Source organism: Herbidospora mongoliensis, from assembly GCF_001570545.1.
Taxonomy (GTDB): Bacteria; Actinomycetota; Actinomycetes; order Streptosporangiales; family Streptosporangiaceae; genus Herbidospora; species Herbidospora mongoliensis.
Genome location: NZ_BBXD01000010.1, coordinates 555,514 through 577,987, shown reverse-complemented (window position 1 = coordinate 577,987; position 22,474 = coordinate 555,514). Strand labels below are relative to the sequence as shown.

Here is a 22,474-nt window from a genome sequence, read left to right as displayed (position 1 = left end):
GACCGCGGTGTCTGGTTGGCAGCCTTCATCGGGCTCGCTCCGCTCGCACCATTTCGATCTCCTGACCGACCTTGACGACGTCGCCGACGATGACGATCGCCGGTGGCCGTACGCCCGCGGAGTGGACGCGCTCAGCTACGTCGTGCAAGGTGGCGCGCACCGCCCGTTGGGTGGGAAGAGTACCGTCCTGTACCACCATTACGGGAGTTTCCGGCGAACGTCCCTCACGCAGCAAAGTGTCGGCGATCTCCGCTATGCGTTCCACGGCCATCAGCAGTATCAGGGTTCCCTCTGATCCCGCCAATAGCTTCCAGTCAACGGTTGACGCCGGATGTCCGGGGGCGACATGCACCGAGACGACGTGGAAGTCCTGACTGACGCCCCTGTGGGTGACCGGGACGCCCGCCGCAGCGGGCACCGCGACCGCACTGGTGATCCCCGGGACGACGATCACGGGGACCCCCGCCTCGGCGCAGGCCAGCATCTCCTCGCCGCCGCGGCCGAAGACGAAGGGGTCGCCGCCCTTGAGGCGGACGACGAACTTCCCCTCCTGGGCGCGGGAGACGAGCAGTTCGTTGATCTTCTCCTGGGCCAGGAACCTTCCATAGGGCACCTTGGCGGCGTCGATCAGCTCGACGTCGGCGGAGAGTTCGTCCAGAAGGGAACGGGGGATGAGGCGGTCGGCGATCACGACGTCGGCCTGGGCCAGGAGCTGGCGGCCCCGCACGGTGATCAGGCCCGGGTCTCCCGGGCCGCCGCCGACCAGCGCGACGCCGACGGGCTTGTCGCGGTGGCGGCGGGCGTCGATCGCGCCGTCGCGGAGGGCGTCGACCACGGCGTCGCGGATGCCGGCCGCGCGGCGCGGGTCTCCCCCGGCGGTGACCGCGACACCGATCTCGCCGACCCGGCCGCTCGCGGGCGTCCAGGCGGCGGAGGCGTCCTTGTCGTCGGCGCGGACGCACCAGATGCGTTTGGCCTCGGCTTCTTCGGCGATGGTGGCGTTGGCGGCGCGGTCGCTGGTGCAGGCGTGCACGAGCCAGGCGCCGTCGACGTCGCCCTCCTGGTAGCGGCGGCGTTCCCAGGTGACGCGGCCGTCGGCGATCAGGTCGTCGAGCGCGGGGGTCGCGCTGGGTGAGACCAGCGTGACCGAGGCGCCGGCGTCGAGCAGAGCGGGAATGCGGCGCTGGGCGACCCGGCCGCCACCGACGACCAGCACCCGCCGCCCGTCGAGCCGCAGGCCGAGCAGATAGGGGGCCATTTCTCCCTCGTTGTGGCACAGGTTTCGTTAGGCAGTAAACCTACCGGCTGGCCTGGGACGGGACTCAAGAGATCGTCGTTATCGGTCTTGTCACCCATGAGGAGTGACCTCGGTCACACTGCTGTTGAGTGGGTAATTGACCACATAACGGGGCCTATCGCAACTCCTACTGTCATTCGCAGCACCCTCGAAACGACAAACAGGAGTTTCCCGAAATGCTGCGCACCCTCATCGTCCCTGGTCTCGCCCTCGCCGCCGCGGTGGCGGCCACCCCCGCCGCCGCCAATCCCGGGCACGAGCACGGGACTCCGGCCACCTCGCAGTCGACCCAGGCCAACGCGCTGTCCGGACACCACAGTTCCGACGCCTACTTCGCGGCGACGCTGCTCGGCAAGAACGAGGTTCCGGCGGCGGGCGCGAAGGTCGGGGACAAGAACGGCATCGCGGTCGCGGCGTTCCGGATCCGCGGCAACAAGGTCGAGTACGCCATCCGCTGGCAGGGCACCGCGGCTCCCAGCGCCTTCCACATCCACCAGGGCAAGAAGGGCGCGAACGGCGACGTGAAGATCCCGTTCTTCGGGAGCGCGCTGCCGACCAGCCTGAGCGCCGTCAAGGGCATCGTGACGATCAACGACGCCGGCCTCCTCAACCGGATCAAGAACAACCCGTCCGCGTGGTACGCCAACCTGCACACCGCCGAGTTCCCCGGCGGCGCCGTCCGGGCCCAGCTCCACCGCATCAAGCCGGTCGAGCTCGACACGGTGCTGGCCACCGGTTCGCGTTCGACGCTGACCGCGATCGCCGACGGCCGCCAGGAGGTCCCGGCCCCCGGGACGAAGGTCGGCGACAAGAACGGCAAGGCCGTCTGGCTGGTCTGGGCCAAGGGCACCAAGGTCCACTTCGCGACCGTCTGGGAGAACATCGCCGCGCCGACCCTGGCCCACATCCACAAGGCCCCCAAGGGCAAGAACGGCCCGGTCGCCGTGGACTTCTTCGCGGCCTCCGCGGGCCTCCCCGCGGGCATCAACGGTCTCGCCGGCACCGCCACCGCCTCGTCGTCGCTGGTCAAGCGCATCAACAAGGCCCCGAAGAACTGGTACACCAACCTCCACACCGCCGAGTTCCCGGGTGGCGCGGTGCGCGGCCAGCTCTACGGCGGCCGCTGGTAGACCGTCAGCGGCCGTCCAGTAGCGGCTGACGGGGATCCCACGGCTCGCCCGACCGTCTCCGGGCGATGGCCGACAGGGCCTCCAGGACGACCCGGTTGCCCAGCAGGGCGGTGATGTCGGCATGGTCGTAGGGCGGCGCGACCTCTACGACCTCCAGGCCGACGACCGGCAGTTCATAGCAAATGCGGCGGACCGAGTCGAGGAGCTCCCGGGCCGACAGGCCCCCCGGTTCGGGGGTGCCGGTGCCGGGGGCGTGGCCCGGGTCGCAGACGTCGATGTCGACGGACAGGAAGATGCCGTCGCAGTCGTCCAGGGCGATGGTGAAGGCCTCGGTGAGGCACTCAGGAAGGCCTCTGTGGACGATCTCCGTCATCTCGTAGGAACGCATGTTCTGCGCGGCCATCCAGGTCAGCACCTCGGGGCCGGGCCAGTAGCCGCGCAGCCCGATCTGGAGGAACCGGTCGCCCCGGATGGCGCCCGACTCGATCAGGCGGCGCATGGGCTGGCCGTGGCCGTAGAGGTGGCCGAACTCGATCTCGCCGGTGTCGGCGTGGGCGTCGAAGTGGATCATCGAGACGCGGCCGAAGCCGTGGTGACGGGCCACGCCCCGGGCGTCGGGGAGCGCGATCGAGTGGTCGCCGCCGAGGATCACGGGGATGGCGCCGGAGGCGGCGATCGTGTGCACCGCCGCCTCGATGTCGCGGATCGAGGTCTCCAGGTCGCCGGAGAAGCACTCGACGTCGCCCGCGTCCAGGACCCGGATGTCCTTGAGACCGTCGACACGCAGGGCGAGGCTCGGCCGGGAGCCGTCGTGGCCCAGGTAGCAGGCCTGACGCATGGCCGAGGGACCGAAGCGGGCACCCGGCCGGTGGCTGGTCCCGCCGTCGAACGGCGCGCCGAGGATGACCACGTCGGCGTCCTCGAAGGACGCGGGGTCGGTCAGATCGCAACGGTCGACGCCGAGGAACGTGATGTCGGGGCCGTACATGGGGCCGTAGCGGGTCATGCGAGGGCCTCCTTGTCGGTGACGCCGGCGGCGTCGAAGGTGGCGACCTCGTGCAGCACCCGGGCCGCCGCGACGACCAGCGGGTGGGCCAGCAGGCCGCCCGTGCCCTCGCCCAGCCGGAGTTCCAGGTCGACCAGCGGGCGCAGGCCCAGGTGGGCCAGCGCGGCGGTGTGGCCCGGCTCGGCCGAACGGTGGCCGGCGATCCAGTAGCCGACGGCGTCGGGCTCCAGCGCGGCGGCGGCCAGCGCGGCCGCTCCGGCGATCACGCCGTCGAGGATGACGGGGATCCGCAGTTCCGCCGCTTTCAGCAGATATCCGGCGATCGCCGCGTGCTCCAGCCCGCCGAGAGCGGCCAGCGGATCGCGGCCCCGGTTGACCTCCAGCGCCCGGGTGACGATCTCGATCTTGTGGGCGAGCATGGCGTCGTCGATGCCGGTCCCGCGTCCCGTGACCTCGCCCGGCTTCTTGCCCGTGTACGAACAGATCAGCGCCGCCGACGCCGTCGTGTTGGCGATGCCCATGTCGCCGGTGACCAGGCACCTGGCTCCCTGGGAGATCAACTGGGCGGCCACCTCGGCGCCGACCTCCCGGGCCCGCGCCGCTTCCGCGTCGGTCATCGCCGGACCCAGCGACAGGTCGGCGGTGCCTCTGCGGACCTTGCGGGCGATCAGGCCGGGCGCCTCCGGAAGATCTCCGTTCACGCCGACGTCGACCACGGTCACCGAGGCGCCGATCTGGCCCGCGAACGCGTTCGCCACCGCGCCGCCCGCCAGGAAATTGGCGACCATCTGCTGGGTCACCTCTTGGGGCCAGGGAGAAACCCCCTGGTCGTGTACGCCGTGATCCGCCGCGAAGATCGCCAGCGCCACCGGCTGGGGCAGCGGCGGGGGTGAGAGGGCCGCGATACCCGCCAGCTGGACCGCGACGTCCTCAAGGACGCCGAGGGCGCCCCGGGGTTTGGTCAGGCGGTCGTGGTGTGCTCTCGCATCGGCCATGGCGGCGGGGTCAAGCGGGCTGATCATCGCGGGCCTCCTTCAGCGCCGCCAGGAAGGCGGCCGTCGTCTCATCGTCGCGCACCGCGACGCGTAGCCACTCCGGGCCCAGGCCGGGGAAGGTGTCGGCCCTGCGCACGGCGAAGCCCCTGGCCCGGAGGAGGGTTCTGAGGTGGAGGGCGTGCGGGAGACGTACACAGACAAAAGAGGCTTGGGGGTCGGGCACGACATAGGCCCCCAGATCGGTCAGGCCATCAATGAGAGCCTGGCGCTGACCGGCCATTTCCTCGGCCCACTTGAAGGATTCCGCCTGCGCCCGCGGCGAGACGCACGCCTCGGCGGCGGCCAGCGCGGGCGTGGAGACCGCCCAGAGCGGCTGCGCCTCCCGCATCGCGGCGATGAGCTCCGGCGGCCCGATGACGTAACCGATCCGCAGCCCGGCCAGGCCCCAGGTCTTGGTGAGGCTGCGGATGACCACCAGACCGGGCAGCCTGGCCGACGCCAGCGATTCCGGTTCGCCGGGCACACAGTCGGCGAAAGCCTCATCGACGACCAGATACCGACCCTCACGGGCAAGCGAGGCGATCGTCTCGGCGGGGTGCAGAACCGACGTCGGGTTCGTCGGATTGCCGATCATCACGAGATCGGCGTCGTCCGGGATGAGCGACGCGTTCAGCACGAAAGGATCCGGCAGCAACACCCGCCCGGGGTTGAAGCCGACCGCACGCAGCGCCGCCTCGGGCTCGGTGAACTGCGGATGCACCACAACCGGCCGCAGCACAGGCAGCACCCGCGAGGTAGCGGCACCGTCAGCATCCGGCCGCCCCGTAGAGAACTCCCGCACGGCGGCGGGTTCATGACCTGGCCGACCCATTGAAAGAACCCGGGCGAGCAATGTGAACGCCTCTGCCGCGCCCACGGTCAGCAGGACCTCTTCGGGGACGCGGCCGTGGTGTTCGGCGACGATGCGGGTGGCTCGCTCCGCGTTGGGATATGCCGAAATTTCCGACAAAGACGTCACGAGGATTTCGCGGAGCCACTTCGGAGGCATCCCCTGGCGGACGTTCACCGCCAGGTCCACCAGGCCGGGCCCGACCTCGCTGTCCCCGTGGTGGCGCAGGTCATGGTGATCGGGCCCACGGCCGGTAGACCCGTGGTTGGAGCCGGAAGGCATCAGACGATGGCCGGGACCGGGAAGATCTCCTGGAGCCGTTCGGTGGCCAGGGCGTCGGCGTAGCGTTGGCGGGCCGTGGTGGCGGCGGCGCCGGCCAGGGCCTCCTCGTAGCGGTCGATGACCACGTCGGCCAGGCCCTCGCAGTCGCCGATGACCTCGGCGCAGCGGATGTCCAGGCCCTCGTGGTTGGCGCCGTAGGCCAGGGCCGCGGCCCAGATGCGCTCCAGCACTCCACCGGCGAACAGGACGTACGGCAGCACGATGACCCGCTTGGCGCCCAGGCGGCGGCAGCGTTCCAGGCCGCCGGGGACTCCCGGGCGCGCGTGGGACACGTAGGCCGTCTCGACCGTCAGGTAGTCGGCCGCGTGGGTCTCCCAGAACAGCCGCGACACCCGGTGGACCTCGGCGTTCGCGGCGGTGCTGGGCGAGCCGTGGCCGACCAGGACTACCGCCGTCTCGGCGGGCGTGATCGGCTCGGGCTCCTCGACGAACGCGCCGCGCACGAAGGTGGGCATGTCGTCGGCGGCGTCGGCGAGGCGTTCGGCCAGGAGTTCCAGGATGCGCGGATCGGGGCCGAGCGGGCGGCCCAGGTCGTATCCGAGCGTCGGGTGGAGTTCCTGGGCCAGCGCGAGCGTGCCGGGAATGTCACCCAGTGCGGCGCGGTCGCCCGTGAGGCTCAGCGGCTGCGCGACGAGGTGGTGGTGGCCGCGCGCGACGAGTGAGGCGATCGACTCGCCGAGTGGTGGCCGGGCCCCGCTGACGAAACCTCCCGAGACGTCGGCGACGTCTCGGTCGAGGCGGCAACGGAGCCGATGGACGAACCGGCCGAATTCGGCTACGCCGGTATCGTCATGCGTGCCGTGCCCGATGAGCAGCAGCGGCGGTCTCATCTCAACGATCTCCCCTGGCTTGACCTGCTCCGCAAAGATAGCCGAGCTTGTCGTGCAATGGGGCATTCTTCGTAGGTTTGCCCAGCTCAGAGCTCACCGATCAAGAGGCCGTAAACCACCGTGTCGGCTCTTCCGCCGGGAACCGGGATGGCCCCGCGCAGAATTCCCTCCTCGGCGAAACCGGCCTTCTCGGCCACTTTCCGGCTGACCAGGTTGCCCTCGGCGATCAGCAGCTGCACCCGCGCGAACCCCTGCGCGAACAGGAAAGCGGTGAGTGTACGGGTGGCCTCGACGGCGTATCCCTGCCGCCGCGCCCACGGCGAGATCCAGTAGCCGATCTCGGCGTCGCCGCGCTCCCGGTCGGCCCGCACCACGGAGATCGCCCCGGCCAGCCGCCCGCCTTCGACCGGTTCGAGCGCGTAGGTGACACTCTGCCGCCGGTCGGTGTGGGCCTGGTGGGTGCACCAGTCGAGCGCCTTCTCCAGCGTGTAGTCGACCGCCCACGGCATCCAGCGGGTGATCTCGGGGTCGTCCCGCACGGCCGCCAGCACGTCGAACGCGTCGCGTTTGGCGAACGGCCGCAGCTCCAGCCGGTCGCCGGCCAGCCGCGAGGGGAACCCGCTCGGCCGATCGCCCCGGAGTAAACCGAAGACGACCACGTCATGGGGCCCGTCGTCTTCGAACCCGGCGCCGCGCAGCAGGCCCTCACGGGTGAACCCGGCCTTCTCGGCGACCCGGATCGAGGCGGCGTTGCCCGCGATGGCGCGCAGCTCGACCCGCCGCAGCCGGGCCTGGCCGAGCGCCCAGTGAGCCAGCCCGCCGAGGGCCTCGGGCGCGTAGCCGTTGCCCCGGTGGGCGGGGTGGACGCCGTAGCCGACCTCGGTCGTCCCGGCGCCCCAATGGGTCTTGAACAGGCTGATCGCCCCGACGATGCGGCCGTGCCGCTCCATCGCCAGGTGGATGCCCTGGTTCGACCGCCGCAGCTCGTGGACGCCGTTCACGAGCCACGAGACGATGCCGCCGGCGTAACCGGGGGCTCCCGGCGGCAGGGCGGTCGGGTGGGCGCCGTCCTGCACGATCGCCCGGACCTGCTCGTGGTCGGCCGGACGGAAGTTACGCAGGACGAGCCGATCAGTGGCGATGGACAGATGCTCGTCGAACACGCCCAATACCGTACGACTACCCGATGGCGATGACGACCTCGAGCGTCCGGGGCCCGTGCACGCCCTCGACCCGGTTCAGCTCGATGTCGCTGGTGGCGGAGGGTCCGCTGATCCAGGTCAGCGGGCGGGTCGCGTCGAGACGGGCGATCGCGTCCGGGACGTTCGGCACGATCTGATCCTCCCGGACCAGGCACAGGTGGTAGTCGGGGATGAGGGTCTGCGCGCGGGTGCCCTGGCCGGGGCCGGCGTCGAGCACGATCGTGCCGGTCTCGGCGATGGCGACCGCGCAGGTGGAGATGACCCCGTCGGTCTCGCCCTCAGAGGGGGCGTACCAGTGCGAAGGGAACCCTTCCGGCACGGCCAGCAACCTCTGCGCGGTGATCCCGGCGATGGTCGCGGCCACTTCGGCGCGCGGAACGACGTGCACGACCGCTTTGTAGTCACGGACCCGTTCGGCGAACAGCTCGACATCGCCCGGTTCGCCGGTGATGCCCTTGTAGCCGCGGACGATCTCCGCCTCGGGCGCGCCTTCGACGGCCGAGCGGATTCGCCGCAGGATGACCTCGCGTGCCGCCGCGCTCATCGCTTCCCCTCCCTCATCCACCAGTCGCGGAACGACTCGGCGGGGATGTCCGGCATGTCTCGGGTGTCGGTCCAGCCCGACAGCGGGCCGGGCAGTCGTTTGGGCACCAGCTTCCGCATCCGCCCGCCGAACCGCTGCGCCTTGGCCAGCCGCTTCGAGCGGTTGAACACCCACCCGGCGGCGGCCATGCCCGCCTTCTCCGCACGGGTGTGCCGTGCCTTCCCGCGCAGGTCGACGAGCACCGCCGGGATGTCGATGGCGACCGGGCAGACCTCGTAACACGCTCCGCACAGCGACGACGCGTAGGGCAGCGACCGGTCGAGCGGCGTGTCCATGCCCCTGAGCTGCGGTGTCAGGATCGCCCCGATCGGCCCCGGGTAGACGGAGCCGTAGGCGTGCCCACCGGCGCGCTCGTAGACCGGGCAGACGTTGAGGCAGGCCGAGCAGCGGATGCACCTGAGGGCCTGGCGTCCCACCTTGTCGGCGAGGACCGAGGTGCGCCCGTTGTCGAGCAGCACGAGATGGAACTCCTGGCCTTCCGTCGCGCCGGTCCACATCGAGGTGTACGGGTTCATCCGCTCCCCCGTGGAGCTGCGCGGCAGCAGCTGGAGGAACACTTCGAGGTCCTGCCAGGTGGGCAGCAGCTTCTCGATGCCGACCACGCTGATCAGGGTCTTGGGCAGCGTGAGGCACATCCGCCCGTTGCCCTCCGACTCCAGCACGACGAGCGTGCCGGTCTCGGCGATCATGAAGTTGGCGCCCGAGATGGCGACCTTGGCCTCCAGGAACCGTTGGCGCAGGTAGACGCGGGCTGCTTCGGCGAGGGCGCGGGGCTCGTCGGACAGGTCCTTCGGCGCCCCGGCCATGTGCTTCAGGAAGATCTCGCGGATCTCGGCCCGGTTCCGGTGGATCGCCGGCACGAGGATGTGTGACGGGAAGTCGTCGCCGAGCTGCACGATCAGCTCGGCCAGGTCGGTCTCGTAGGCGTTGATGCCCTCTTCGGCGAGCGCCTCGTTGAGGCCGATCTCCTGGGTGGCCATCGACTTGACCTTGACGACCTCGGTCTCGCCGGTCTCCTTGACCAGGCGGGCGACGATCCGGTTGGCCTCGGCGGCGTCCCGTGCCCAGTGGACGGTGCCGCCGGCCGCGGTGACCTTCTCCTCCATCTGGATCAGATAGTCGTCCAGGTGGCGGAGGGTGTGGTCTTTGATCGTCTTGCCGGCCTCACGGAGTTCGGCCCAGTCGTCGAGCTCGCCGACGACGGAGGCTCGTTTGCCCCGGATCGTGTGGGTGGCCTTGCGGAGGTTGAACCTGAGCTGACTGTCCTGGACGGCCTTGGCGGCGTTCTTCGGGAACGTCGGCATGCCGACGAAGGTGCCGCTCATTCGGCGCTCTCTTCGGTCGACGCGAGGATCTCGGCGAGGTGCCGGACTCGTACACCCGATTTCTGGCGTTTGAGGGTGCCGCCGATGTGCAGCAGGCACGAGTTGTCGGCGGCGCAGAGCACCTCGGCGCCGGTCTGCATGACGTTGCCGATCTTGTCGGCGCACATCGCGGCGCTCACGTCGCGGTTCTTGACCGCGAAGGTGCCGCCGAAGCCGCAGCACTCCTCGGCGCCCGGGAGGGGGACCAGTTCCAGGCCTCTGACGTTTTTGAGAAGGTCGGTCGGTTTGTCGCCGACCTTCAGGCCGCGCAGGGAGTGGCAGGTCGGGTGGTAGGTGACCTTGTGGGGGAAGTAGGCCCCCACGTCGGTGACCTTGAGGACGTCCACCAGGAACTCCGACAGGTCGTACACCTTCGGGATGTTCTCGATGTCGAGGTGGGGATACTGCTCGCGGACCATCGCGGCGCAGGATCCGCTCGGCGCGACGACGGCGTCGTAGCCGCCGAAGGTGTCGGTGAAGCGGTTGGCCAGTTTGACGGCTTCGTCGCGATAGCCGGTGTTCAGGTGCATCTGGCCGCAGCACGTCTGTGCGAGGGGGAATTCGACCTCGACCCCGAGTCTTCGCAGCAGCCCGACTGCCGCCTTCCCGGTGTCCGGGAAGAGTGTGTCGTTGACACAGGTGATGAACAGCGCGACCCGCACCGGGACTCCCGCAAGTATGGTCAGACCAAATATGGTCAGACCATACACCTTTCCGGCGGAAGGACCACGTGTGCGGACGTTCGAAGCGGTTCTCGCTCAAATCGAACAGCGCATCGCGGCTGACGGGCTGACGGTCGGCGACCGGCTGCCCGGCGAGCGGCAGCTGGCCGGGCAGTTGCAGGTGGGCCGGTCGTCGGTGCGCGAGGCGCTGCGGGTGCTGGAGACGCTGGGCGTGGTGTCGTCGCAGGTGGGGCGGGGGCCTGATGCGGGAGCGGTGCTGATCTCGCGCCCCGCCGGGACGCTGGCCGACCTGTTGCGGCTGAACCTGGGGCTGGCGACGATGTCGGCGCGCGAGGTCCTGGACACGCGGCTGATGATCGAACGGTGGTCGGCGGCGCGGGTGACCTCGGCCCCTCCGGCGATGGCGGAGGCCCTGACCGCGATGGACGGCGCGGCGTCACCGGAGGAGTTCGTGACGCACGACATCGCGTTTCACGTGGCACTGACGGACGCGGCGGGGAACCGGCTGCTGTCCGCCGTCATGCGGGCGCTGCGGGACGCGCTGGTGTCCAACGCGGTCGAGGCGGTACGGCGACTGGGCCACACGGACGATCTTCAGTCGGACCATCGGCGCATCCACACGGCCATCGAAGCGGGCGACGCCGACGAGGCGGTGGAAGCGGTCACCGCCCATCTGGCCAGGGCCTACGAGCACGTCCTCCACTGACCCGGCGGCCTTCCACTGATCCAGAACGTGTTCTAGTTTCGCGGTATGAAGCTGGGTCTGAATCTCGGTTACTGGCAGCGCACCCCCTCCGACGCAACCGCCCTCGTGCAGGCCGCCGAGCGGCTCGGTTACGACTCGGTGTGGACGGCCGAGGCCTACGGCAGTGACGCCTTCACCCCCCTGGCCTGGTACGGCGCCCAGACCTCACGGATCAAGCTGGGCACCTCGGTGGTGCAGCTCAGCGCGCGGACCCCGGCGGCGACCGCGATGACCGCGATGACCCTCGACCACCTCACCGGCGGGCGACTGCTGCTCGGGCTCGGGGCGTCGGGGCCGCAGGTGGTCGAGGGGTGGTACGGGGTGCCGTTCGCGCGGCCGCTCGCCCGGACCCGGGAGTACGTCGAGATCATGCGCAAGATCTGGCGGCGGGAGGAACCTGTTACCAACGACGGGCCGCACTATCCGCTGCCGCTGCCGCTGGGCAAGCCGCTCAAGCTGATCACCCATCCGCTGCGGGCGGACATCCCCGTCTATCTGGGCGCAGAAGGGCCGAAGAACGTCGCGCTGGCCGCCGAGATCGGTCAGGGCTGGCTGCCGCTGTTCGCCATCCCCTCCATGATCGAATCCATGTACGGGGACGCGCTCGCCACCCGTACAGAGGAATTCGACATCGCGGCCATGGTCATGGTGCTGATCACCGACGACGTCAGGGCCGGGCTGGACGTGGTCAAGATGATGCTGAGCCTCTACATCGGCGGGATGGGATCGTCCAAGCGGAACTTCCACGCCGACATCATCGGCCGCATGGGCTTCGCCGAGGAGGCCGCGCACATCCAGGCCCTCTTCCTCGACGGGCGCAGAGACGAGGCGTTCGCCGCCATCCCCGACGCGCTGGCCGACGGGATTTCCTTGATCGGACCGCCGGGACGGATCAAGGAGCGGCTGGCACCGTGGCGGGACAGCCCGGTGACGAGCCTGCTCGTCATGGGCCCCAGAGACGAGGACGAACTGCGGACGATCAGGGATCTGGTCGTCGAATAGGGGGATTGAACAGGCGTTGTCCAGATGGGCGATCGTCGGGTACTGGGGCGAGGAGGTCCCGCCCCGCCGCAAGGCGACCCGCGCATGGCAGGCCAACGCCCGCGAGGTGCTGGTGAGATCATGATCGGATGCGCTTCCCCCGTGCACTGATCATCCTGTTGCTGGCCGGTTGCGGAAGCGAACCCGTCGCCGCGCCGACGCCCTCCCCGACACCGTCTCTCCTGGCGACGGATGCGGCCGGGGCGGCCGACGGGCCGATGCCGCTCGACCGCTATGTGCCGACGGCGAGGTACCTGGCCGACCTGACCCTCGGCCAGGACGCGGCGATCGGAGACTGCATGCGCGAGCGCGGGCATCCCCAGTGGGTCGACGGGACATTCTCGACCTGGGGCGTGAACGACTTCGAGGAAGTCGACCACGTCACGTCCCTCGATCCCGGGACCGCCGCCCGGGACGGATATCCCCGCGAGGCACCCGATCCCCGGCTGGTCCGGCAGAAGAACGTGCGTTTCGAGCACCAGCCCTCGGGTGACCAGATGGCCTTGGCCGACAAGTGCTTCGAGGTGGCCCGCACGAAGATCTATGACCCGGACGATCTGCCGACCGACCCGGGCGAGCTGCTCGGAAACGCCAAGAACGCCGCCTGGGACGACCCGCGGGTCACGCCACTCGTCAAGGAGTGGGTGACGTGCATGAGAGATGGCGGGCACGCCTACACGAAACCCATCCAGGCGGTCTTCGACGAACGGTGGGAGCCCCGGCCAGCCGGGAAACCGGCCGGCCGGGAGGAACGTCAGGTCGCCGCCGCCGACGCGACCTGCCGGGCAGAGACCGGTCTCACCGAGACCTATCTGCGGGTGCGACGGGCGTACGAGCAGAAGGCTCTCGACGAGAACCGCGAGAAACTCGACGCGGCGCTGAAGGTGATGCGGGTATGGCGGGCCAACGCCCGCGCGGCCTTGGCCTGATCACGAGGTCGGCGGGGCCTTCGGCTACTCGGGCAGTTCGGACCAGCCCGACTCTAGGTAGGCGATCGCGGTGCCCTTCTTGGCCGGAATCATCACCGAGCCCGGCGGGGTGTCGGCCTGCTTCTCGTCCTCGCCCTCGTAGATATAGGCGAGCAGCTTCGCCGTGTCCCTGTCGACGACGAGCGTGTGGTCACCCGTCGCATCGGTGATCGAGACGCCCGGCCGGTTCAGCGGATCTTTCGACGTCTCGTCGAGGCGGAGGCCCTCCTGGTCGGCGAGGATGCGCAGCAGCGCGGCCCTGGTCTCGTTGGAGGCGGGCGAGGTCAGGATCGTGCGGGCGGCGCCGAAGGTGAACGCCCCCGCGTCCTCGCCGTCGGGCCGGGCCTCGTCGAGCCACTTCTGGAGGGCGGCCCGATCGGTGGGCAGCCTCTTCACATCCTCCTGCCGGACGTCCTTGTCACCGATCCCCCAGGCCAGGACCATGCCCGTGAACGACCGCTCCTCCTTGTCACCGGGGAGTCCGGGCCGGCCCTGAGCGCGCCATGCGCTCTCGGCCTTCGCGTCGGCGAAGGTGGTCTGCACATCCTGAGCGGGCTTGGTCCTGCCGCCGCTGCCGTCGTACCAGGTCTCGTCGGTCGACGCGACGATCACGCCCTCGGCCGGCGTCGTGAAGGTCCGGATCTTCTCGTGCCAGTACGTCCCGGCCTCCCGCGACGTCTTCGCCAGCGTCTCGGCGCCGGCCAGCAGCACACTCCGCGCGGTCAGCTTGGCCGGTTCGGTCACCACGGTCACCTGCTGCGGCCCCTCCATCGTCACGACCGTCGCGGACGGCGCGAACGCCACGAACGCGGCGGCGGCCGCCGCGAGCAGGCCGGAGGCGACCAGCAGCGGAGTCCGGCGCCGTGGCTTGGCAGCAAAGGCCTTCTGGAGGTCCTCGGGACGTCTGGCCTGGTAGGACTCCTCGGTCACGTCGTCGGGCCGCAGGCTCTTCACAAGGTCGTCGATCATGGTTGCTCCTGGAGGGTTCGGGGGCGCAGGGCCTCGGTGAGACGGCGGCGCGCGCGGTGGAGGCGGACGGTGAACGCGCCGGGGGCGCAGCCCGCGATCTTCGCGGCCTCGCGGGGGGCCAGGCCGTACCAGCTGGTCAGGATCAGCGCCTCGGCGTCGGCCTCGGCCATGGCGGCGAGCGCGCGCAGCGCCGCCTCCCGCTCGGTGACCTGATCGGCGACGTCGGGACTGTCGGCCGCCGGCAGGTAGGCGAGCAGCCGTTCAGCCCGGATGCCCGAGTCGCGCTGTTTGCGGAGGAGGTTCCTGGCCACGCCGAGCAGCCACGGCAGCGGCTCCGGCGGCAGATCGGCGAACCGCCGCCAGGCGATCAGGAAGGTCTCCCCCGCCACGTCCTCAGCGGCGGGCCGGTCGGCGCGCAGCAGGGCGTACCCGAGGACGGCCCGGTAGTGCAGGTCGTAGAGGTCGGTGAATCGTGTCTCTGGATCGTCCACACCCAGTAGTCCCGCCAGTCGAGCCCGGATTACACATGACATCATTCCGGGGTGAAGGTGCTGATAGCCGACGACCAGGAGCTGGTCCGCACGGGCTTTCGCATGATCCTCGACGCGCAACCCGACATCGAGGTCGTGGCGACGGTGGCCGACGGCGCGGCGGCGGTCGCGGAGGCCCGGCGACTGCGTCCCGACGTGTGCCTGCTCGACATCCGCATGCCGAAGCTCGACGGCATCGAGGTCACCCGCCTGCTGGCCGGGCCGGGGGTCCCCGACCCGATGCGGGTGGTCATCGTCACCACGTTCGACCTCGACGACTACGTCTACGGCGCGCTCCGGGCAGGAGCCTGCGGCTTCCTGCTGAAGGACAGCGGCCCCGCCCTGCTCATCGAAGCGGTCCGCGCCGCCGCCGCGGGCGACGCGCTGGTCTCCCCTTCAGTGACGGTACGTCTCCTCGCCCACCTCGCCCGCCCGCGTCAACCGGTCGCTCCCCCCGAATCGCTGACCGACCGCGAACTCGACGTGGTCCGCCTGGTCGCCCGCGGCCGGACGAACCAGGAGGTCGCCGCCGAGCTGTTCGTCTCGCTGTCGACGGTCAAAACGCACCTCGCGAGCGTCCAGTCGAAACTGGGTCTGCGGAACCGCGTAGAGGTCGCCGCATGGGCCTGGGAGTCCGGTGTCGTGAGTTGACCGGATTAGCGGAGGTTCTCCCTGGAAACGTAGGGATCAAGTAACACCGGGGGGAGAGTTCCGTGCATACGCCACAGAGATCCGAGTTCGGCGTCTATGCCGCGCTGACCATACAGATCACCTCCCTCGCGGCCCTGGTGACCTTCGAGGAACTACGCGGCCGCGACCTCGCCCAGGAGGTAGCGGTCTTCGGCGGCGACCCGAAAGCGCCGGGAGCCCAGGCGGTCGTCGGCGACGTGACCATCTTCGCCGTCTTGGTGATGGCCGTGGTCGTGACGACCCTGTTCGCGGCGGGCAGCTACCTGAGCTGGCTGTCCTCAGCGACGAGAACCAGCAAGCTGACGGCGACGGCGGCGTGGCTGGTCCCCGGGGTGAACCTGGTGGCCCCCATGATCCTCGCCGACCAGGCTTGGCGGGAGTCGGGCAAGGACTCGCGACTGCGCTGGCTGCTCCTGCTGGGCGGCTGGTGGGCGGCCGGCCTGACAACGCTCTGGCTGACCGCCGAAAGCCACGCGACCCACACCAACCTGACGGGACTGGGCGTCCGCGAACTCACGGCGGCAGCGGTGACGGCCATGCTGTGCGCGGCGACGGTGTGGGAGGTCTCGTCTCCGCGCATGGTCCGCGTCATGAGCCGTCAGGCGATCGCGGCGTCGAAATAGAACGCCACCTCGGCGGACACGTTCACTCCCCCGCAGGAGAACGTGCCCGCCGGTGTCACTACACGGTCGTGGAGGCCCGCGCGGACTCTCCCGCCTTGTTGAAGGCCGTCACGGAGAGCACGTCGCCGCGGTTGAGGATCAGGGTGCCGCGGAACTCGGTGGTGCCGGCCGCCAGCGTGGCGACCAGCGTGTCGTTCTGGTAGACCCGGAAACCGTCTTCGTCGGAGGAGTTGTCGCTCCAGGCGAGGAAGCCGTAGAAGCTGTCGATGTGGACGTTGCCGGGGGCCTTCGGGACCGCGGGCTGCTGCGGATTCCCGTCGTCGCCCCCGCCTTCACAGGTCCCGACGTCGAACGTGAGCGTGTGGGCGTTGTCGCCCTCGTCCGACTCCTTGATCCGGTTGTCGAAGTCGGCGATGAACCGGAGTGTGTGCCGGCCTGCGGTGATGTTCTTCCAGATGTGGTCGTGGGTGTCCGTCGAGCCGCCGCCGATGCTGGAGTGCCCGCCGTCGAAGGTTGCGCCGCCGTCCACGATCCACCGGATGTTGAAGAACTCGCTCCGGGACGAGCCCTCGTTGTGGATGTACGCGCGGAACGTCGGCGACCTGCCCGCGCAGAGCGGATCGCGCTTCAGGTCGATGACCTCTGTGACCCGCAGGTCGGGCAGGGCGGCCGAGGTGCACTCTTGGACCGTGAAGGACTGGGTGAGGGTGTTGTTGCCCTCGTTCGACTCCGCGACGTCCTTGCGGGAATCAGCGGTGAACGTCACCTTATAGGTGCCCTTGTGTACATTGTTCCATTTGAGCATGGTGCCGGTTATCGTCTTGCCTACCGCCACTCCTGGGTGCCGCCGGGAAAAACTCGCCGCCCTGCTCGTCCATTTCCCCCAGAATCCCGGACTGGCCGCAGACCCCTTGTTCGAGATCTTCGGGTGGAGTGTGACCGAATCACCCACGCAGATCTTGTCCGGAATCCCAGATATCCCGGTGACCACCAGGTCAGGCCGCTTGAAGAGCGAGGCCAGCCACTTTCCGGCCTCCTTTTGGTACGTCCCGTATTTCATGTGCTCACAGACGCCCTGTTTGCCACCGTTCTTTTCGTAACAGTTCAGGAACCGCTTGAGTTCGTCGAAGTCGTAGGCGCAGATCGGATCCTTCGCCCGGCAGTACGTCTTGGCCTGATTCACCCAGGAGGGGATTTCCTTCCAGAAGACGATCCCGTGGACGGAGCCGTCGGGATTCTTCTGTCTCGCCGGATCGAAGTCGCCCGCGCGGAACTTGTCCTTGGCCATGAACCTGGGGCTCGCGATCAACACCACGGCCTTGATGTTCTTCCGTACCGATGGCTTGAGCTGCCCTAACACGGCCTGGATGGCCCAGGCTCCCTGGCTGTAACCGACGAGCACCATCGCCTCCCCCGGGCAGGCGGCAGCCCGGAGTTCGACGGCCGTGTTCAGCAGACCGACGCCGTCCCTGACGCTGGCGGAGAGCTTCAGGAACTCCGGCACATAGTCTTTGATCTTGGTGTCCGGGTCGATGGCACGCGCCGGATAGAGAATCGCCTCAGGTTGTATCGTCATGCCGGGCAGCCGCTTCTTGAATTCGTCGAAGACCGCTTTGACCGGCCCTCCCATGTTCAGCGGCCGGTCCGGATTCTCGTCGGCCAGCGGCTCGCCGGTCCCCCGAAGTCCGTAGAAATGAATGTCGGCGCATTTCTCGGCGGCGGCGACGACCGGTCGGGTCTGGGCAGCGGCGGGAATCGACAGGAAAGGAATCACCATGGCGACGGCCATGAGATTTCGCAGAGTTTTCCGCATGGTGCCTTCCTAAGGGTGACTCGGACTAGCAAGTATCGTGATATCCGGAATAAGATACGAGATCGATCTGTACCGTTCGTCGACCCGATCTGTGTCGATCCCCGGGAACCCACGGGAGGGCTGAATGGCTGCTGGAACGTTCCGGGGAGAACAGGCCAGAGAGGTGCTGGGCCGCTGCCTCGACGCGCTGGGCAGGCAGGGCGCCGCCATGTCGGCCTCGGCCATCGCACGACGGCTCGGCCGTGATGAGGGCCTGGTCAGGAAGATCCTCAACGGGGAGCGGCCACTTCGACCCGACTTCGTCCGCGACCTGGGGATACTCGCCGGGGTGCCGGTGGCCGAGCTGTTCCAAGCCCTCGACTGGCTGCCCGAGGACGAGATGCCGTCGCGATCCCTCACCAGCCTGGCCGACGGCCTCGACGCCGCGTTACGGGCGCTCGAGGACGCCCACCCCTACCTGGCCGGGCTGACCGCGCCGGTGCCCGCCGCACCCTTGACAGCAGCCGAGGTGCTGCTCCGCGACCCGGCCGGCGCGGAGCGTTTCGAGGTCCGGCTGGCCCAGGTCATCTCGCGCGGACGATACCGGACCGCCACCACGACGTTCGGTGAGTTCACGCTGCGGCCGGGAGAGAAGCCGCTGGCCGGCGGAGACCTGGACCACCTGGCCGCCGTCGCGGGGATCACCTCCGATCAGGGCGACGGCGAACACCACGACCAGGTCCGCATCGAACTGCTCGCCCGACTGCGGGCCGCCCTCGACGACGGTCAGGAGTACAGCTGGCAGGGCGATCCCGGCCATCGCACCTGGCGCAGCGCGGCCCGGCACTGGCCCACCCACCTGCTCGTCCAGGACGCGATCAGTGGTCGCCAGCAGCCCGCCGGAGCCCACCCCTGTTCCTGGCCGGGTGCCAGGACGATCGTGGTGATCGGCGGCCGGCACGGCACGGGCCCCGCCGCCGCGCTGCTCGCCGAGGCACTCGGCTGGCGTTTCGTTCTGGTACGCCCGAATTTGGATGTGACCAGACGAGGACACGTCCAGGCGGTACCGACCGGGGTCAGCCGCCCGCGCACCCGAAGCTGGCAGGCGGTCACGGCGCACATCGCCCGGATGGCCGCGGCGGGCACCCCCTGGCAGGCGGTGGTCCTGGTCCGCCCTGCCGCCCTCTCCACGCCCGAGGCCGTGGCCGCACTCCGGGAGACCGAGGCCCGTCTCGTGTACGCCCGCCCTCCCGCCGAGTTTCTGCGCTGGTGGGGGGCTCGCATCGAGGGCGATCACCGCCCCGGCGAGTTCGACGGAGCCGATTGGGCCGAGCGTACGAAGCGTCTCTACGAAGAGGTGGAGCACCACCTCGGCGATCGCATCGCAGGCCGGGATCTGCTGCTGCGGATCCCGGCCCCGGCTCGGGAGCTCCTCCCCCACCTGCCGGAACTGCCGGGCGAGGTCCTCGACCAGACCGTCCGGGTCGCCTGGACGGCGCTCCAGTCGCTGGCCGGGGACGTGCCCGGCGCCCCTGTCGCCGGCAGGCTCCTCGCCTGGCGCGAAGAACTCGGCCGCGATCCCCTCGCCTCGGTTCCCCCGCTGTCCGACCTCGGTCGCCTCCGCTAAGCGACGTCGCCGTCCTCTTCGCCTCCCGTCATTTCACTGCCCTCCCCTCGCCTGCTCTCGCGTGCCGACATCACTCAGCGTGGCCAGCCAGGCGGCAGGAGGAAAGACCTCCCCTGAGAGGTCACCGGGGAGGGATCACCGAGGAGTGGACCGGTAGTCGTCCACTTGGTCGGGCCGGATCAGGCCGTCTTCGATGCAGCGCGCCAGCAGCGCGAAGTTGGAGGCGCACGGGCGGCCCATGGCCGCGAACTTGGCCCGGGCCCGGCCGATGTACTGCTTGACCGTGGCCGGGCTGATCGCCTCGCCGCCCGGCTTCTTCATCCGCCGTGCGATCGACTCGTGGCTCATCCCCTGGAACAGGTAGACCAGCGCCTCCCGCTCCCGTTCCGAAAGCCGCGCCCCCTGGAGCAGCCCGCCCGCCATCGAGGGCGTCACGTAGGGCTCGTCCTTGGCTACCGCGGCGATGGTGTCGACGAAATGGTCCTTGCCGGTGCGTTTGTCGAGGAAGGCGCAGGCGCCGGCGTCCATTACGGCCTGCACCACCAGCGGCTTGACGTGCACCGAGAACACCACCACCCGCAACCCGAGGTCGCTCAGTTCGGGAACCCGGTCAGTGACCATGTCCCTGCCGAGGTCGAGGTCGAGCACCACCACGTCGGCGGTACGGCCGTCGCCCTCGAGCAGGGCCTCGATGGTGTCGACGACGGCGGTCACCCGCACCCGCCGCCCCGGATCGGCGGCGACCCACGAGCGGACGCCCTCGACCACAACCTCGAGGTCCTCCACTATCGCGGCGGTGACGGGACGCTCCACCTGGCCTGGGCCCACAACAGGTCTCCTTCCATGTCGTAGTTCACCCGCACGGTCCCGTGGTCAGAAGGCATCAGCGGCGGCATGGCGGCATCGGCGATCACGGCCACCACCACCTCTTCCGCGTTGGACACTGTGGTCACCCGGGCATGGGTCTCGGTCGCCGCGAGCACCCTGATGATCGGTTCGGTGAGCGCGTGGCGTTCGGCCAGTAGCAACGCCGGAATCGACCCGACCGGCGCCTGGAGGTCGACCTCGACGCCACGCCGTTCGGCCGCGTCGGCACAGGCCCGCAGCTCGTGGATGAGCGCCTCCGGCACGTCGTCGGTCTCGACCATCAGACGGCGCAGCCGCGCCACCGCGACCCGGATCCGCTGCTGTGTGGCGGGCTCGTGCAGGTCGATCCGGCCGGACGCGATCTCGCCCAGCAGCGCGGAGACCGTCTCCTGGACCATCTCGTAGCGGCGGGCTCTGGCCGTGGCCACGGCCTCGGCGGCCAGTCGCAGAGTGGCGGTCCTGGCCTGGGCGGCCTGGGTGGAGGCGGTGCCCCGGCCCACGTCCACCAGCATGCGGCAGCCGACGAACAGCGCGACGGGGATGATGCACACGCCGTGGCCCAGTACCAGCAACTGCCCGAGCCCGGCGGCGTCCACGTGGTCGTCGGCGATGACGATGCCGAGCCCGATCAGCGTGTTGACGACGCCGTACAGGACGATCTCCCACAGGCTCCGTCGCCAGAGCGCGATGAGCGCCACCCAGCTGCCCGAGGCGAACCACCAGTTCGGTTGGAGCACATGCTGGTCGGTAGGCGGCAGGAGCAGAGCGGTGGCCACGACCCCGGCGAGCAGCGGCGGGATCACTAAGACCGGCAGGGCCGGACCCTGGCCTCCGCCCCGCAGGATCACCCAGGAGGAGATCAGGGCGAGCACGGTGAAGGCCAGCCACAGCGCCAGGCCCGCCGTCCGGTTCGGCATGGCCAGCGAGGCGGGCAGGTCGTTGGCGAGGTGCCAGGCGAACACGATCAGCAGGGCGGCGCCCAGCGCGCCCTGGTCGAAGCGGTCCCGGACCGTCGAGACACTACTCACGGGGCCATCGCAGTTCCACCCGGGTGCCCAGGCCGGGCGCGGAGATGACTGCCGCGCCACCACCGGTCTCTTCCATCGCGCCGATCACCGCACCCCGCAGGCCGAACTTGGAGGCGGGGACCAGAGCGGGCGTGAAGCCGGCGCCCTGATCGGCCACGGTCACCGCCACCTCCCCGTGTTCCTCGGCGAGGGTGAGCCGCGCGTCGGCGACTCCGGCGTGCCGCACCACGTTCTCCAGGCACTCGCGGACGGCGGCGCCGAAGGAGTCGGCGACCAGGTCGGGGACCAGGCACGGGTGTGTGGTGGCGGTCACCCGGAGCTGGGGTTCGTACCAGACCACCACCTGGGCCAGGCGTTCGTCCAGGCGGGCGTCTGGGGCCTGACCGTCGCGGGCGGCGGCCAGGCGGGGCAGCTCGGCGAGGTTGGCGGCGGCGTGACGGCGAAGGGTCGGAGTCGGGACGTCGGTCTCGGTGTGCAGGACCATGGTGAGGGTGGTGAGCGGGCCGTTGTGCACCAGACGGAGCTGGGTCAGCGCGTCGGCGCGTTCCGCGGTCTCTATCTCGGCCTGCCGCTCCTCCCGTTGCAGGGCGGTGAAGGCGTGCGAGGCGGCGACGCCGGTCCGGGTCGCGACGAGCATCGCCGCGGCGGCGACCAGGGTCTGGATGGCCAGTGTGATCGTGTGCGGGACGCCGCCGTCGGCGGACTCCGCCAGCCGGGCCCCGATCAGATAGGCCGCCGGGACGAGAAGGCCGACCGGGACCGAGACCGGCGGGCGCCCGGCGAGCTGGGCGCAGATGGCGGTCAGGCTGGCCACGGCGGACACCCAGCCGGTGCCGCCGGGAATCATCTCCGGCGGCACCAGATGGCGGATCAGCAGGCACAACGTGCACACGAGCGCGATGTCGACCGCGATCACCCCGGCGGTCAGCCCCCGCGTCCAGCAACTGCGCACGTAGACCGCGGTCCAGGCGCAGAACGCGGTCAGCGCCAGGCCGAGCCAGTAAGGGGAGATCTCGGGCTCGGTCGTGAGCGGGGCACCGATCGCCACCACGACCGCCACTGAACCGCGCATCATCGCGGCGAACCGCGACATGGCGATCCACACGGGATCCAATTGCGTCAGGTCAGACGATTTCCGGCTGCCGGCCATGGCCTCACCGCTTTACCGCCGATTAACAGCACCTGGGCAAAGGATACGAATCATCCGTCCGTCCGCCGATCGGGAATCGTGTTATCGAAGCCCGATTGAGAT

At 69.8% G+C, this 22,474-nt stretch carries 22 protein-coding genes; 7 read left to right on the top strand and 15 right to left on the bottom strand.

Going from position 1 to position 22,474, the window contains the following annotated elements:
• Positions 1-25: 25 nt before the first annotated feature.
• The gene (cobA, locus tag AW272_RS11485; RefSeq protein ID WP_066363555.1) at positions 26-1,258 is read right to left on the bottom strand and encodes a uroporphyrinogen-III C-methyltransferase; all 1,233 of its coding nucleotides are present in this window, start codon (positions 1,256-1,258) and stop codon (positions 26-28) included.
• Positions 1,259-1,473: 215 nt separating this feature from the next.
• On the opposite strand from cobA, the gene AW272_RS11480 reads away from it, so the two are divergent.
• Entirely contained in the window at positions 1,474-2,427 is a 954-nt protein-coding gene (locus AW272_RS11480; protein WP_066363554.1) for a CHRD domain-containing protein, read from the top strand.
• A gap of 4 nt (positions 2,428-2,431) precedes the next feature.
• Here the strand turns inward: AW272_RS11480 and speB are convergent, their stop codons facing one another.
• The 8 genes from speB to AW272_RS11440 all read right to left on the bottom strand — a co-directional run bounded on the left by speB (position 2,432) and on the right by AW272_RS11440 (position 10,321).
• Entirely contained in the window at positions 2,432-3,433 is a 1,002-nt protein-coding gene (gene speB, locus AW272_RS11475; RefSeq protein ID WP_066363553.1) for an agmatinase, read from the bottom strand.
• Positions 3,430-4,455, bottom strand: coding sequence for a nicotinate-nucleotide--dimethylbenzimidazole phosphoribosyltransferase (gene cobT, locus AW272_RS11470; protein WP_066363551.1), 1,026 nt, complete (start codon positions 4,453-4,455; stop codon positions 3,430-3,432). Before cobT ends, speB begins: the two co-directional genes overlap by 4 nt.
• Positions 4,439-5,599 (bottom strand): Rv2231c family histidinol phosphate aminotransferase CobC, encoded by a 1,161-nt coding sequence (cobC, locus tag AW272_RS11465; RefSeq protein WP_066363550.1) that lies wholly within the window; start codon positions 5,597-5,599, stop codon positions 4,439-4,441. The genes cobT and cobC overlap by 17 nt, the downstream gene beginning before the upstream one ends.
• Positions 5,599-6,489 (bottom strand): sirohydrochlorin chelatase, encoded by an 891-nt coding sequence (locus AW272_RS11460; RefSeq protein ID WP_083958192.1) that lies wholly within the window; start codon positions 6,487-6,489, stop codon positions 5,599-5,601. Before AW272_RS11460 ends, cobC begins: the two co-directional genes overlap by 1 nt.
• Before the next feature lie 86 nt (positions 6,490-6,575).
• The gene (locus AW272_RS40480) at positions 6,576-7,652 is read right to left on the bottom strand and encodes a GNAT family N-acetyltransferase (protein ID WP_169807528.1); all 1,077 of its coding nucleotides are present in this window, start codon (positions 7,650-7,652) and stop codon (positions 6,576-6,578) included.
• A gap of 16 nt (positions 7,653-7,668) precedes the next feature.
• Positions 7,669-8,235, bottom strand: coding sequence for a LutC/YkgG family protein (locus AW272_RS11450; RefSeq protein ID WP_066363548.1), 567 nt, complete (start codon positions 8,233-8,235; stop codon positions 7,669-7,671).
• Complete coding sequence (locus AW272_RS11445; RefSeq protein WP_066363547.1) at positions 8,232-9,620, bottom strand: lactate utilization protein B; 1,389 nt, start codon at positions 9,618-9,620, stop codon at positions 8,232-8,234. Before AW272_RS11445 ends, AW272_RS11450 begins: the two co-directional genes overlap by 4 nt.
• On the bottom strand, positions 9,617-10,321 hold the full coding sequence (locus tag AW272_RS11440; RefSeq protein WP_066363546.1) for a (Fe-S)-binding protein: 705 nt from the start codon (positions 10,319-10,321) through the stop codon (positions 9,617-9,619). The genes AW272_RS11445 and AW272_RS11440 overlap by 4 nt, the downstream gene beginning before the upstream one ends.
• Positions 10,322-10,391: 70 nt before the next feature.
• Between AW272_RS11440 and AW272_RS11435 the strand changes: the two genes are divergently transcribed.
• From AW272_RS11435 to AW272_RS11425, 3 genes are all read left to right on the top strand, one after another.
• Entirely contained in the window at positions 10,392-11,048 is a 657-nt protein-coding gene (locus AW272_RS11435) for a FadR/GntR family transcriptional regulator (protein WP_066363545.1), read from the top strand.
• 45 nt (positions 11,049-11,093) lie between these two features.
• The gene (locus AW272_RS11430; RefSeq protein ID WP_066363544.1) at positions 11,094-12,089 is read left to right on the top strand and encodes an LLM class F420-dependent oxidoreductase; all 996 of its coding nucleotides are present in this window, start codon (positions 11,094-11,096) and stop codon (positions 12,087-12,089) included.
• A 128-nt stretch (positions 12,090-12,217) separates the two neighbouring features.
• Complete coding sequence (locus AW272_RS11425) at positions 12,218-13,057, top strand: hypothetical protein (RefSeq protein ID WP_066363543.1); 840 nt, start codon at positions 12,218-12,220, stop codon at positions 13,055-13,057.
• Between the two features lie 24 nt (positions 13,058-13,081).
• Here AW272_RS11425 and AW272_RS11420 read toward each other — a convergent pair whose 3' ends face one another.
• Positions 13,082-14,065, bottom strand: coding sequence for a hypothetical protein (locus tag AW272_RS11420; protein WP_066363540.1), 984 nt, complete (start codon positions 14,063-14,065; stop codon positions 13,082-13,084).
• A complete protein-coding gene (locus tag AW272_RS11415; protein WP_066363539.1) occupies positions 14,062-14,556 on the bottom strand; it encodes an RNA polymerase sigma factor in 495 nt (164 codons plus the stop codon). Before AW272_RS11415 ends, AW272_RS11420 begins: the two co-directional genes overlap by 4 nt.
• 51 nt (positions 14,557-14,607) lie before the next feature.
• Here AW272_RS11415 and AW272_RS11410 point away from each other — a divergent pair, with 51 nt between their 5' ends.
• Together AW272_RS11410 and AW272_RS11405 are read left to right on the top strand one after the other, a co-directional pair.
• Complete coding sequence (locus tag AW272_RS11410) at positions 14,608-15,246, top strand: response regulator (protein ID WP_275527291.1); 639 nt, start codon at positions 14,608-14,610, stop codon at positions 15,244-15,246.
• 62 nt (positions 15,247-15,308) lie between these two features.
• Positions 15,309-15,908, top strand: a complete 600-nt coding sequence (locus tag AW272_RS11405; protein WP_066363538.1) for a DUF4328 domain-containing protein — start codon at positions 15,309-15,311, stop codon at positions 15,906-15,908.
• A gap of 58 nt (positions 15,909-15,966) precedes the next feature.
• Here AW272_RS11405 and AW272_RS11400 read toward each other — a convergent pair whose 3' ends face one another.
• Positions 15,967-17,721, bottom strand: a complete 1,755-nt coding sequence (locus AW272_RS11400; RefSeq protein WP_083958188.1) for a CARDB domain-containing protein — start codon at positions 17,719-17,721, stop codon at positions 15,967-15,969.
• A 124-nt stretch (positions 17,722-17,845) separates the two neighbouring features.
• On the opposite strand from AW272_RS11400, the gene AW272_RS11395 reads away from it, so the two are divergent.
• Positions 17,846-19,327 carry a hypothetical protein gene (locus AW272_RS11395; RefSeq protein ID WP_157518475.1) on the top strand — a complete coding sequence of 494 codons (1,482 nt, stop codon included), beginning with the start codon at positions 17,846-17,848 and terminating at the stop codon, positions 19,325-19,327.
• Between the two features lie 135 nt (positions 19,328-19,462).
• Here AW272_RS11395 and AW272_RS11390 read toward each other — a convergent pair whose 3' ends face one another.
• Genes AW272_RS11390 through AW272_RS11380 form a run of 3 tightly spaced genes read right to left on the bottom strand, consistent with a single transcriptional unit; the run spans position 19,463 to position 22,327 of the window.
• Positions 19,463-20,155, bottom strand: a complete 693-nt coding sequence (locus AW272_RS11390; protein ID WP_066363532.1) for a response regulator transcription factor — start codon at positions 20,153-20,155, stop codon at positions 19,463-19,465.
• Positions 20,113-21,222 (bottom strand): hypothetical protein, encoded by a 1,110-nt coding sequence (locus tag AW272_RS11385; protein WP_066363530.1) that lies wholly within the window; start codon positions 21,220-21,222, stop codon positions 20,113-20,115. The genes AW272_RS11390 and AW272_RS11385 overlap by 43 nt, the downstream gene beginning before the upstream one ends.
• Complete coding sequence (locus tag AW272_RS11380) at positions 21,215-22,327, bottom strand: sensor histidine kinase (protein WP_066363528.1); 1,113 nt, start codon at positions 22,325-22,327, stop codon at positions 21,215-21,217. The genes AW272_RS11385 and AW272_RS11380 overlap by 8 nt, the downstream gene beginning before the upstream one ends.
• Positions 22,328-22,474: the final 147 nt, after the last annotated feature.